General features: G+C 72.9%; 13 protein-coding genes. All 13 read right to left on the reverse strand.

Features of this window, described 5'->3' with window-relative positions:
• Positions 1-189: 189 nt before the first annotated feature.
• The gene (locus CTKZ_RS16435) at positions 190-825 is read right to left on the reverse strand and encodes a hypothetical protein (RefSeq protein WP_124343953.1); all 636 of its coding nucleotides are present in this window, start codon (positions 823-825) and stop codon (positions 190-192) included.
• 70 nt (positions 826-895) lie between these two features.
• Positions 896-1,336 carry a type II 3-dehydroquinate dehydratase gene (locus CTKZ_RS16440; RefSeq protein ID WP_124343954.1) on the reverse strand — a complete coding sequence of 147 codons (441 nt, stop codon included), beginning with the start codon at positions 1,334-1,336 and terminating at the stop codon, positions 896-898.
• A 70-nt stretch (positions 1,337-1,406) separates the two neighbouring features.
• Positions 1,407-2,525, reverse strand: a complete 1,119-nt coding sequence (gene aroB / locus CTKZ_RS16445; protein ID WP_124343955.1) for a 3-dehydroquinate synthase — start codon at positions 2,523-2,525, stop codon at positions 1,407-1,409.
• Positions 2,522-3,106, reverse strand: coding sequence for a shikimate kinase (locus tag CTKZ_RS16450; protein ID WP_124343956.1), 585 nt, complete (start codon positions 3,104-3,106; stop codon positions 2,522-2,524). Before CTKZ_RS16450 ends, aroB begins: the two co-directional genes overlap by 4 nt.
• The gene (aroC, locus tag CTKZ_RS16455) at positions 3,103-4,293 is read right to left on the reverse strand and encodes a chorismate synthase (RefSeq protein ID WP_124343957.1); all 1,191 of its coding nucleotides are present in this window, start codon (positions 4,291-4,293) and stop codon (positions 3,103-3,105) included. Before aroC ends, CTKZ_RS16450 begins: the two co-directional genes overlap by 4 nt.
• Positions 4,294-4,367: 74 nt before the next feature.
• Complete coding sequence (locus CTKZ_RS16460; protein WP_124343958.1) at positions 4,368-5,183, reverse strand: hypothetical protein; 816 nt, start codon at positions 5,181-5,183, stop codon at positions 4,368-4,370.
• Position 5,184: 1 nt separating this feature from the next.
• The gene (locus CTKZ_RS16465; protein ID WP_124343959.1) at positions 5,185-5,907 is read right to left on the reverse strand and encodes a PilN family protein; all 723 of its coding nucleotides are present in this window, start codon (positions 5,905-5,907) and stop codon (positions 5,185-5,187) included.
• Entirely contained in the window at positions 5,904-6,965 is a 1,062-nt protein-coding gene (pilM, locus tag CTKZ_RS16470) for a type IV pilus assembly protein PilM (protein WP_124343960.1), read from the reverse strand. The genes CTKZ_RS16465 and pilM overlap by 4 nt, the downstream gene beginning before the upstream one ends.
• Before the next feature lie 145 nt (positions 6,966-7,110).
• Positions 7,111-7,935 (reverse strand): prepilin peptidase, encoded by an 825-nt coding sequence (locus tag CTKZ_RS16475; RefSeq protein ID WP_124343961.1) that lies wholly within the window; start codon positions 7,933-7,935, stop codon positions 7,111-7,113.
• A complete protein-coding gene (locus CTKZ_RS16480) occupies positions 7,936-9,501 on the reverse strand; it encodes a ricin-type beta-trefoil lectin domain protein (protein ID WP_160142921.1) in 1,566 nt (521 codons plus the stop codon).
• Positions 9,502-9,512: 11 nt separating this feature from the next.
• Complete coding sequence (locus CTKZ_RS16485) at positions 9,513-10,196, reverse strand: PulJ/GspJ family protein (RefSeq protein WP_160142922.1); 684 nt, start codon at positions 10,194-10,196, stop codon at positions 9,513-9,515.
• Complete coding sequence (locus CTKZ_RS16490) at positions 10,196-12,016, reverse strand: Ig-like domain-containing protein (RefSeq protein ID WP_124343964.1); 1,821 nt, start codon at positions 12,014-12,016, stop codon at positions 10,196-10,198. The genes CTKZ_RS16485 and CTKZ_RS16490 overlap by 1 nt, the downstream gene beginning before the upstream one ends.
• 83 nt (positions 12,017-12,099) lie before the next feature.
• Positions 12,100-12,499: hypothetical protein (locus CTKZ_RS21695; RefSeq protein ID WP_160142923.1), on the reverse strand; the 400-nt coding region annotated here is incomplete at its 5' end.

Raw genomic sequence — 12,499 nt, forward strand, 5'->3', positions numbered from 1 at the left:
GCGTGCCCGTGGCCCCCTCCGCCGCCAGCGCGTGCGCGCCGGCGTGGCCCGGCCGGCCCGCGTCGCGCGAGCGCGAGGCGAGGCGCAGGACGAGCGACACGACCGGCCAGCCTCCCGCGGCGGACAGCGCGAGCGCGGCGACGACGACGACCGCGACGAGCGGTGCGGGCACGGGGACCTCCGGGGACGTCAGGGACGAGCCGGACGATCCTCCCCCACTCCCTGCGCCCAGGCCAGCAGCCGCGCGGCAGCCGGCCGCGCCGCGCGCTCCTCGGCCCAGAGGGCGGCTCGCAGCCGCTGGCTCACGGCCTGCTGGGTGACGCCCAGCCGGGCCGCGAGCTCGTCCTGGCGCGGCGCCTCGACGCTCATCGCGTCGGCGACGACCCAGCCGGCCTCGGACCGGCGCGCGGCGACGGCGGCGACGAGGACCAGCACCGCCTCGGCGTCGCGCCCGGCCCCGTCGTCGCGTCCGCGCACCGCGAGCGGGACGGTCCGGCTGCGGCTCTTCGCGGCCTCGACCGCGGTGCGCGCGAGCACGAACGCCGGCCCGCTGCCCGCGCGCGGGGAGCTTGGGAGCGGCTCGTCGACGGGTCCGGCACCGATGCCGACCGTCCACCCGCCGAGCCGCAGCACGTGCAGCGCGACGTCGACCACGGGCTCGGGGTCGTCGTAGACGCCCTGCACCTCGTCGCCGACGGTCCGCTCGAACCCGCGCAGCGGGTCGACCCCCGTCTGCTCGTGGTGCGCAGCGAGGTCCGCGAGCAGCTGCTCGACACGGTCGCCGTGCCGGCGGCTCCCCCGCTGGTCGATCGTGAGGACGAACATGCGACAAGTCTGCATGCTTGTCGTACAGACAACAAGCCCTGGTGCTTGTCCCGCGCGGGACCGTGCGACCTCAGACGCGCAGCGCGATCGCCGTCAGCGCCAGGCGGTAGGAGTCGAAGCCGAACCCCGCGACCGTCCCCGTCGACACGCCGCCCACGACCGACGTGTGCCGGAACGCCTCGCGCGCGTACGGGTTCGTGATGTGCACCTCGACCAGCACCAGGCCCGCCGACGTGACCTGCGCCGCCGCGTCACGCAGCGCGTACGAGTAGTGCGTGAACGCGGCCGGGTTGAGCACGACGTGCGCACGCGTGTCGACGGCCTCGTGCAGCCAGCCCACCAGCTCGGACTCGTCGTCGGTCTGCCGGACCTCGGCGTCGATGCCGAGGTCCACGCACCACTTCTCGACCGACGCCGCCAGGTCGTCGAGCGACGCCGAGCCGTACACGTCGGGCTCCCGGGACCCGAGCCTGGCCAGGTTGGGACCGTTGAGCACCAGCGCGCGCGTCATCGCCCCAGCCTAGGCGACACGCCGATGCGCGACGCGCCGCCCACCACCCCGCGCGCCGCGCCGCCACGCGTCACAACGACACCGCGCGCGACGGGGCCGGGGCGCCCTCGCTGACCTCGGCGTACGCCGCCGCGAGCAGGGTCGGGTCCGGGCCCTCGAGCCGCACGGGGCGCCCGACCTCCTCCAGCACGACGAAGCGCAGCAGGTCGCCGCGCGTCTTCTTGTCGCGGCGCATCGCGGCCACGAGCCGGTCCCAGCGGTCGCCGCGGTACGACACCGGCAGACCCAGCGACGTGAGGATCGCGCGGTGCCGCTCCACGACGTCGTCCGAGAGCCGGCCGGCCAGTCGTGCGAGCTCCGCGACGAACACCATGCCGACCGACACCGCGGCGCCGTGCCGCCACTGGTAGCGCTCGACCTGCTCGATCGCGTGGCCGAACGTGTGCCCGTAGTTGAGGATCTCGCGCAGGCCCGACTCCTTGAGGTCCTCCCCCACGACCCGCGCCTTGACCGCCACCGCGCGCTCGACCAGCTCGGCCAGCACCGGCGACGACGACGCGGCCACCGGGTCGCGCAGCAGCGCGACGTTCGCCTCGACGAGCTCGAGGATCCGCGGGTCCGCGATGAACCCGCACTTCACGACCTCCGCGAGCCCTGCCACGAAGTCGTGCGGCGGCAGCGACTCGAGCGCCGCGAGGTCGCACAGCACGCCCGCCGGCGGGTGGAACGCCCCGACGAGGTTCTTGCCCTCCGCGGTGTTGATGCCGGTCTTGCCGCCGACCGCCGCGTCGACCATCGCGAGCAGCGTCGTCGGCACCTGCACGACCCGGATCCCCCGCAGCCACGTCGCCGCGACGAACCCGCCGAGGTCCGTGGTCGCGCCGCCGCCGAGCGCCACGACGGCGTCCGACCGTGTGAAGTCCGCCTGCCCCAGCACGCCCCACAGGAACGCCGCGACCTGCGCCGTCTTCGCCGCCTCCGCGTCCGGCACCTCGGCGACGAACGCCTCGTAGCCGTGCCCCAGCAGGTCCTCGCGGACCGCCTCGGCCGACGTCGCGAGCGCCGCGGGGTGCACCACGAGCACCCGGCGCACGCCCTCGCCCAGCAGGGCCGGGAGCTCGCCCAGCAGGTGCCGGCCGATCACCACGTCGTAGGGCGCGTCGCCCTCGACCCGGACCGTCGTGCTCATCGCTCCCCCTCCGCGCCCGCCGCCGGACCGTCGCTCACCCTCAGGACCGTCAGGCCGTCCTCGACCGCCACCGCGACGTCCGCGGGCCGCAGCCCGTCGGTCAGCACGCGCAGCGTCGCGACCTCCTCGTACACCGGCCGCCGCGCCTCCATGAGTGCCTGCCACCGCGCGCGCGGGTTGCCCAGCAGGAGCGGCCGCGACTGGTTGAACCCGACGCGCGGCGCCGCGTGCGCGAGCGTCACGTCGAGGAACACGACCGCCCCGCCCCGTGCGCGGTACACCGCGAGCGCCGCGCGCGTGTCCGCGTGCAGCACCGCACCCCCGCCCAGCGCCAGGACGCCGTCGTGCTCGGCGAGCGCCGCCAGCACCGCGTCACGCTCGAGCGCGCGGAAGTGCGGCTCGCCGTCGTCGACGAAGATCTCCGCGATCGGCTTGCCCGCAACGCGCTCGACGTCCGCGTCGGTGTCCCGCACCGCGAGCTGCCAGCGCTCGCCGAGCGCGTGCCCCACGGTCGACTTGCCCGACCCGGGCGGGCCGACCAGGACGACGCGGGGACCCGGTGCGCGGCCCGCGCCCGTCACGACAGCAGCGACGGGATCGAGGCGACGTACGCGTCCAGGTTGCGCCGCACCTCGGCCACGCTGTCACCGCCCGTCTTCTCCAGCAGCGCGTCGGCCACGACGAGCGCGACCATCGCCTCGGCGACGACCGCCGCCGGCGGCACCGCGCACACGTCGGAGCGCTGATGCTGCGCCTTCGCGGCCTCACCCGTCGCGGTGTCGACCGTGTCGAGCGCGCGCGGCACGGTGGAGATCGGCTTCATCGCCGCGCGCACGCGCAGGATCTCGCCGTTCGTCATGCCGCCCTCGAGACCACCCGCACGGTTCGTGCGACGGACGATGCGGCCCGACGTGTCGCGCTCGATCTCGTCGTGCGCGACCGACCCGCGTCGGGCGGCCGTGCGGAAGCCGTCGCCGACCTCGACACCCTTGATGGCCTGGATGCCCATGAGCGCGGCGGCGAGCCGCGCGTCGAGGCGCCGGTCCGCATGCACGTAGGAACCCAGCCCGGACGGGAGCCCGTACACCAGGACCTCCACGACGCCGCCGAGAGTGTCGCCGTCCTTGTGGCACTCGTCGATCTCGGCGACCATCGCAGCCGACGTCGAGGCGTCGAAGCAGCGGACCGGGTCGGCGTCGAGCGTCGCCACGTCGTCGGGCGTCGGGAGCGCGGCGTCCTCGGGCACCGCGACGGGTCCGATCCCCACCACGTGCGACACCAGGCGCACCCCGGCGGCCTGCTCGAGCAGGTGGGCCGCGACCGTGCCGAGCGCGACGCGCGTCGCCGTCTCGCGGGCGCTCGCGCGCTCGAGCACCGGGCGCGCGTCGTCGAACGCGTACTTCCGCATGCCCACGAGATCCGCGTGGCCCGGTCGAGGGCGCGTGAGGGGCGCGTTGCGGGCGCGGTTGAGGACCTCGGGGTCGTCGACCGGGTCGGCCGACATGACGTCGACCCACTTGGGCCACTCGGTGTTGCCGATCTCGATCGCGACCGGCCCGCCCTGGGTCCGGCCGTGGCGGACGCCGCCGAGCAGCCGCACCTCGTCCTGCTCGAACTTCATACGGGCGCCGCGCCCGTACCCGAGCCGCCGGCGGGCCAGCGCCGCCTGGACGTCGGACGAGCGGACCTCGACGTCCGCCGGGACGCCCTCGAGGATCCCCACCAGCGCGGGGCCGTGGGACTCACCGGAGGTCAACCAACGCAGCATGCCGCGATCCTCCCATGACGCGGTCCACCCCCCGGACGACTGCCCGGGGGGTGGACCGTGAGCGTGCGCGGGGGTCAGCCCCCGAGCGGCACCATCGGGTTCTTGTTGGGCACCGCGCCGGGCAGCGCCGGGGCCGGGGCCTCGGGGTCGGCCGGTGCGACGGGTGTCGTGCTGTCCGGCAGGACGAACACCATGCCCGTGAGCTGCACCTCGAGGTCGCCGACGGCCGTCGCCGGACGCCCCGCGCCCGCCTCGGTGTCGGACTGGCCGTTGCCCTGCACGTCGGTCAGCAGGAACAGCCGGGTCGTCCCCGTCTGGAGCGCGTTGACGAACGCGAGGATGCCGTCGTAGCTACCGACCGCCGTCATGGACAGCTGCACCGTCGCCATACCGGCCGGCACCGCGGGGCCAGCCGGTGCGGCGGGCTGGGCCGCCGGGTCGGTGGCCGTGTCGGCCGGCGTCTCCCCGTCCTGTCCGCTCACGCCCGCACCGCTCATCTCCTCGTCCTGCGCAGGCGCCGCGGCTGCCTGCCCGACGAGGGTGAAGGCCGACGGGATCGACGGGGTGACCGTCGTGAGCGTCACGCCGTTCGCGTCCGCGATGGTCTGGAGCTCGCGCAGGTACTCCGACTGCTGCGCCGTCGTCGGGACCTGGGCGCGCAGAGCAGCGAGCTCCGCCTTGTACTGCTCGAGGTTCTCGTACTGCTTCGCGAGCTTGGTGATCCGCTGCGCGAGCGCCTCGTTGGACTCGCGGACCGACTGCGCCTGCAGGCGCGTCTCGCCCGCCGTCGCGAACACCGGCCCGATCAGCAGGAACCAGCCGCCGGCCACGAGCACGAGCGCGAGCAGCGCGGTGCCCGTGACCCACGAGGCCGTCTTCGATCCGCCCATGTCAGTTGCCCTCCTGGACCGTCGGGTCGTAGCGGTGCGAGAGCGCGGCGTCGGTCACGTCCACGGACATCTGCACCGAGAAGTAGGTCGTGCCCGAGCCCTCCGCCGCCGTGATCGCCATCGTCGACGCCCACGGCGAGCTGAAGCCGGGGACCGTCCGGAGCGCGTCGATCCACTCCGCCGTCTTCGGCAGGGTCGCGGAGCGCGCCGCGAACGTGATGGTGCCGACCGCCGGGGTCGTCGCGAGCGGGTCCTGCACCGCCGACGGCGCCGCGAGCGGCGAGGGCCCGGCGATCTGGAAGGAGTCGAGGGTGACGTCGGCCGGCAGCACGGCCGCGATGGCGTCGATGTACGACTTCCACTGCACGTCCTGCGCCATGCCGACCGTGCGCGCGTCGGTCGTCGCCGCGATCGCGGTCAGGACCTGCGGCACCTCCGCGTACTTGCGCTCCTCGTCGCGCAGGCGGATCGTCTCGGCGTCCGCCTCGGTGAGCTCGTCGGCGGCGACGCCGCGGTCGACGAGCGCGAACGTGTACACCGCCCCGACCAGCGCGACCACGACGACGAGCGCGATCACGAGCCACCGCTTCACGGTCGCCAGGGCGCGCGTCGCCCGGATCTCGGGCGGGAGCAGGTTGACCTGCGGGAGGCCGGCCGTCGTCGGGCGGCCCGGCGCGGCCGGCTTGCCCTTGACCGTCGCCTGCTTCTGGAGGACGGGGCTCATGCTGCGACTCCGAACGCGAGGCCGACGGGGAGAGCGACGAGCGACTCCTGGCCGGTGAGGGCGGAGCGGTCCAGGCCGGACCCGAACTTGAATCCGGCGAGGCCGTCGCCGAGCGTGACGGGCAGACGCGTCGAGCTCGAGATGTACTGGCCGAGGCCGGGCAGGTGCGAGCCGCCGCCGGTCAGGGCGACGACGTCGATGCCGGCGCCGGGGTGGTTCGCGCCGTAGTAGACGAACGTGTTGCGGATCGCCTCGATGATGGCCTGCGCGGTCCCGTCGATCGCCTGCGCGACCGCCTCGTACCCGGCCTGCGGGGCGAAGCCCACCCCGACGTGCCGCTTGAGCGCCTCGGCGTCCTGCGCGGACACCCCGGCGGCCGCGGCGACCGCGTCGGTGACGTTCTGGCCGCCGAGCGGCAGCATGCGCGCGAGCTGCGGCATGCCGTTCGCGGCGACGACGACGTTCGTGATGCGGGCGCCGATGTCGACGAGCGCGACCGTGCGGGTCGCGAGGTCGCCGCGGACGACCGACCGCAGCAGCGCGAACGCGTTCAGATCGACCATCACAGGCCGGAGGCCGGCACCCTCGACGGCGAGGATGTTCGGGACGACCGTGTCACGCTGCGCGGCCACGAGCATGCCCTGCAGGACGCGGCCCGTCTCGCCCTCGCCCTCGCCGGTGGCGAAGTAGTCGAGGAGCGCATCGGTCGTCGCCATGGGCAGCATGTCCTGCACCTGGAACGGCAGGGCCTCACGCACCTGGGCGGCGGGCATCCACGGCAGCTGCAGGTCGCGCACCAGGACGCGCTGGTTGCCGACACCGAGGACGACGTCCTTGCCGGAGAACCTGCCCTTCGCCCAGAGCTCGCGCAGCGCGGCGGAGACGATCGTCTGCTCCACGACCTCGCCGTCCCGGACCGCTCCGGGCGGGAGCGGGACCTGGCCGAAGTGCAGCAGGGTCGGCTGCGACCGGGCCGGCCCGCCGCTGCCGAACTCGACCTCGGCGGCACGGACCGCCGAGGTGCCGATGTCGAGTCCGATCACTCGCGTGGAAGCCACGTGACATCCCTTCGTGGGAGGAGCTTGTGCCGGTCATATCGGCACGAGGGCGGACGTCCTTGAGGCGTCCGCGACCGGTGGTTGGAGGTCGTGCGAAGCGGGCTCGCAGGCCCGGCGACCGAGGTGGACGCGGGTGCGCGCCCGGTCAGAACGTGCCGGTGTACGCGGCCCAGAGCCGCTCGCCGACGACCAGGCCGATCCAGGCTCCCGCGAGCATCCAGGGGCCGAACGGGATCTGCGAGCGCCGACCGGCGCGGCCGACCGCCATGAGGACGACCGAGAACACGCCGCCCACCACGAACGCGCCGAACGCGCCCACGACGAGCGCGCCCCAGCCGACCCACGCGAGGTACGCGCCGAGGACCACGGCGAGCTTCGCGTCGCCCCAGCCCATGCCCCCGCCCGCGTAGACGATCGCGGAGACCACGACCAGGACGGTGTAGAACAGCCCGAGCGCAGCCGCACCGACCAGGGCCCGCAGCAGCGCACCCCAGTCGGCCTCGCCGCCGGGGTTCCACGACGCGAGCGCGAGCAGCGCGAACGTGACGGGGATGGACGGCAGCACGATCGCGTCGGGCAGCCGGTGCACGTCGAGGTCGATCACCGTCAGCACGACGGTCAGCGCGGCGAGGACGAGCAGCGCGGGCAGCGCCCACGACGCCCCGACCCAGAAGGTCACCGTCGCGAACGCGAGGCCCGTGACGAGCTCGACGACGAGGTACCGCGGCGAGATCGCGGCCCCGCAGTCGCGGCACCGTCCCCGCAGCACGAGCCACGACACGACGGGGATGTTGTCCCACGACCGGATGTGGTGCCCGCACGACGGGCAGGCGCTCGGCGGCGAGACGACCGACTCGCCGCGCGGGACCCGCCAGGCGACCACGTTGAGGAACGAGCCGACGACCAGGCCCAGCACGCCCAGGATCGGGATGAGGACGGGGGTCAGGTCGTACGGGTTCGTCGGGTCCATCTAGCCGGTCTCCTCCAGGTAGTTGCCGACCTCGGCCTCCACCTCGTCCGCAGGCGCGTTCCACTTCTGCGCGGAGCTGCCGTTGCACGCGGTGACGACGAGCGTCGACCACTTGCCGACGTACGGGTTCGGCCCGAGACCGACACAGCGCCCCGTCGAGTCGCGGATGGTCCAGCTCGTGGCCTTGTCCCCCGTGCCGGTGCTGCGCGTCCACCGCTGCGCCGTGTTCGAGAGGCTGCACGAGCTGGTCAGCGTCGGATAGTACGCGGACCCGAGCGAGCTCGGGTTGGTCGCACCGGTGGGCGACTGCAGGCAGTACTGCGTGCCCGCGGAGCTGTAGACGAAGATCAGCTGGGCCGGTGCCGTCGTGCCGACGAGCGGCTCCTCGTAGAACCACTTGTGGTTCCAGTAGAGGCCGGACGCGGCGGGCGGGTCCTGCTTGCACGGGTAGCTGATCATGAACGCCTTGTTGACGTCCGTGTCGGTCACGTCGAAGCAGCGGCCGAACTCGAGGTAGTTGACGATCTGCCGCGTGTTCGCGCTCGCCGCACCGGGGCCCACCGCGGGGTCGGGCGAGAACGCGCCGGTCGTCGTCTGGTTCTGGCACGAGCCGACCTGCAGGTTGTCGCCGTCGACCGGGTTGCCGGAGGTCCGGCCCGAGAACAGGCACTTGCTGGTGTCGTCGTTGATCGACGAGTTCTGGCCGACCCACGTCGCGTTGCCGCCGCTGTGCCACGCCCAGAGCTGGTTGTAGGACGGCGAGCCGCAGCTCGCGAGCGTGATGCTCGAGCCGGAGTACGAGAGGCACAGCTTCGTGCCGCTCGTCGTCGAGCTCGCCAGGGTGAGCGTGTAGTCCGAGTCGTAGATCCACAGCTCGTAGTCCTCGTTGGCCGAGGAGCCGCACGACGCGGCGCTGCGGTACTTGACGGTCGAGCCGGCGGTCAGGCCGCTCGCCCGCAGGCAGAATCCGGAGTTCCAGTTGTAGATCCGACCGCCGGCGACGTTCTGCGTGGTCGTCTCGAACTTGTACGTCATCGAGATGCCGCGGTCCGCCTGCGACGCCGCGACCTTGCTCCCGGTCGGCGCCTGCCCCTTGGAGGTGATGAGCGCGTACGCCGGCAGCGCGGTGCCCGTCCCGTTCGTCGGCGAGCACGTCATCGCGTTCGACGCGAGCCACGCGTCGCTGCGCCCGGCCGGGTCGTCCATGAAGTAGCGCACCTGCGTCGAGTAGGTCGACGTGCCGGCGGTGCCCTCGACGGAGCCCGTCACGGTGCACGGCAGCTGCCGCGGGTCACCGTAGATGCGGCCCGTGAAGTCGGGCGCGGCCTGCGCGGTGCGGATGCGGCCGAGCGCCGACTCCACGCCCGCCTCGGCGGCGAAGATGGTGCGCGTGCTCTTCTCCGAGAAGATCGTGGGGCGCACCTGGTTCGCGACGAGCGCGAGCGTGAGCATCGCGAACCCGCCGACGACCATGACGAGCATGATCGCCGTCAGCATGGCGATCCCCGCGTCGGGTCGGCGACCCGCCTGCCGCACGCGCGCGAAGACCTCGCGGATCCCGCTCATCACGCTCCTCCTCATGGGCGCAGCCCGGCGACGTTGCACGCCGGCCGGTCCGAGACGCCGTTGGCGTCGCTGTCGGCGTTGCCGTCGGAGTCCGTCGTGCTGTTGCGCGCGATGAACGACGACGACGTGGACTGGACCTTCGCGTTGGCGTTGACGTTGACCGAGATCGCGACGTCGAGCGCCTGCCGCGGGTGCTCCGAGTTCGCCGGCGTCATGACGAACACCGGGATCGGGGTGGGCGGCGATGTCGTGCGGTCGACGCTCTGGAGCGCGCTGCGCACCATCGGCACGAACGCCGGGACCGTGCCGCCCTGCGGCCACGTCCGCATCGCGAGCGTCCGTGCGGTCGGGTCCCACCGCCACTGCACGCATGTCACGACCCCCGACGGGGCGGCCACGGCAGGGATGCGGAACTCCACGTACTGCTTGCCGCCCGAGCCCGCGCCCGGGAAGTTGATCGCGTCGGCGTAGCGGACCTGCTTGTCGAGCCGCTGGAACGCCACGCGCAGCTCGTCGCCGGCGCGCGACGTCGCCGCCGCCCGGGCGGTGTTCTTGGACATCGTCACCATCGCGCCCATGAACACCGCGATGACGATCGTGAAGATGCCCATCGCGACGATGAGCTCGACGAGCGTCATGCCGGTGTCACGACCCTGGTCCTGCGAGCGGCGCAGCCGCTCCCGAAGCACGCGCATCAGTTCACCTTCACGTAGGCAGTCACCGTCGCCGACTGCCGCAACCGGTTGTCGATCGGGTTCAGGCGATACGTGAAGCTGCAGGTCCCCGTCTTGTTCGGAGCGCTGTACTGCACGTTCCCCGACGCCCAGCTCGTGCCCTGGTTCGACGCGATGGTGATGCATGCCGGGCCCGGGCTGGACACGATCTCGAGGGTCGTGCCCGCCACGGAGCCGTCGTTCGCGCCGACCTGCAGCATGCGGTTCGACTGGTTCTTCGAGACCGTCGTCTGCGGGTCGTCGGCTGCCTTCGGCTGGACGAGGATCGTCGCCGTCGCGGTCGCCGACCAGGTCGTGCTCGGGGCCGGCGGGGCGACCTGGTAGGTGAACGTGTAGACACCGGCCGTCTGGGCGGGCGGGCGGAACGCCACCGCGCTGCCGACGCCGTTGACCGCCGCGTTGTTGCCGTCGAGGCGCAACGTGCCCGCGCTGGGCAGCGACATGATCCGCACCCGGTAGTTGGCGGCGTTCCCGTTCGCCGTCTGGAGTGGCAGCGGGACGTCGGCAGGCGTGATCACGGCGTCCGTCTCGAACGTCCGGTTCCCGGCGACCGGCGGGATCGGCGCAGCCACGACGACCGTGCCCGTGCCGATGGTGCTCGTGTACGCGCCCTGGGTGAACGTGTACCGGAAGGTGTAGGTGCCCGTGGAGGCGGGGGCGGTGTACGTGAACGACGAGCCGGAGGCGACGACGCTGCCGCCGGTCGCGGGCTGCACCACGGCGAGGCCGCTGGCCGCGGCACCCCACATCGTCGTGACGGGGATCGCGACGGCCTGCCCGGGGTACGCGTTCCCGGTCAGCGGCCGGGCCATCGGGTTGACGTAGGCGTGCACGACGGCCTGAGCGGTGCGCGCGGCGATCGTCACGCGGTAGGTGAAGGTGACCTCGCCCCACGCGTCGTCGCTCGGGTCGTACACCACGCGCCCTGTCGAGGTGTCGACGGTCGCGGTGCCCGCGGGCGTGCTGGTCCCGGCGAGGACCGGGTTGGACACGATGGAGACGGGGTTCGTCGTGATCGCCATGATCGTGTCGTTGTCGAGCACGTCGATCTCGATCACGTCGTCGGCGTCGACGGACACGGAGTCGTCGACGGCGAGCAGGCGCGTGGTGTTGTTCCACTTGAGGTCGTTGCTCGGGTCGACCAGGGAGGCGATGTCGTAGCGGCACGTCGACGCCTTGCACGTCCCGGTGGTGTCGGCCCACGACACCGTCACGTACGCGCGCATGAGCTGCATGTAGCCGGTCGTCGACACGCCTGCGGCATCGCCACCCGTGCGGGTGCACTGCGCGGCGGGCGTGGCCTTCGCGCGGTAGCAGAACCCGACGAGCGTGCGGACGGTGTAGCGGATGCCCGACTCGTCGACGGTCTGCGTGAGCTTGATCTTGTCGTCGCCGACGCCCGCGGCGGGGAGCGGGCTCGTCGCCTTGTCCCACGCGGGGTAGCTGTCGCCGAGGCCGGGCGTCCCCTCGGTCACGGCGGCGTTCCACGCGGTCGTGACGTCCGACTGCTTGCGCCCCACGACCAGGCCCGAGGTCCCGGTCGCCGACGCGCGTGCGACGAGCGAGTACACGTCCTCCATCGCGCGGTTCGCGACCGCCACGCCGCTCTGCTGGCGCTGCTGCGAGCTGACGCTGCGCGAGCCGCCGACGAAGAAGTACAGGGAGGCCGTCGCGACGATCGACAGCACCAGCAGCGCCACGATCACCTCGACGAGCGTGAAGCCGTCGTCGTCGCCGCGCAGACGCAGTGCACCCGCGGTGCGACCCGTCCGTCCGTTCACGCCCGTCTCCTCGGTGGTGGTATGCGAGCAGGTCGGGTCGCGAGACGATGCTCGCGACCCGACCCGTTGTCAGTGCGTCAGCCTCACGGCGTCGGCGCGGACGCCGCCGCACCGGGCGCGCCCGGCACGAGGCCGCCGTTGCTCGTGTAGTTGAAGACCTTGGTGGCCGACGTGTTCGCCGTGCCCTTCTCGTTGAAGCCGCTGATCGCGTACGTCTGCGAGGTGGAGTCCACGACGACCGAGACGACGTTGCCGGGGCTCAGCTTGATGTCGATCGCCGCGTTGGAGGTCGCGCCGGCCGAGTTCGCCGCGATGGTGATCTTGTTGTTGGTCTGCGACGCGGTGTTCGCGGCGATACCGCCGGAGGGGTACTGCTGCCAGTCGGTGTAGAACGTCTCGAGCTCGTTCGCGACCGTGCGCAGGTCCGACTTGATCGAGGCGTCCACCGCCTTCTTGCGCTGGTTCAGGAACACCGGGATCGCG

It is taken from the genome of Cellulomonas algicola, from assembly GCF_003851725.1.
In the GTDB taxonomy this organism is placed as follows: domain Bacteria; phylum Actinomycetota; class Actinomycetes; order Actinomycetales; family Cellulomonadaceae; genus Cellulomonas; species Cellulomonas algicola.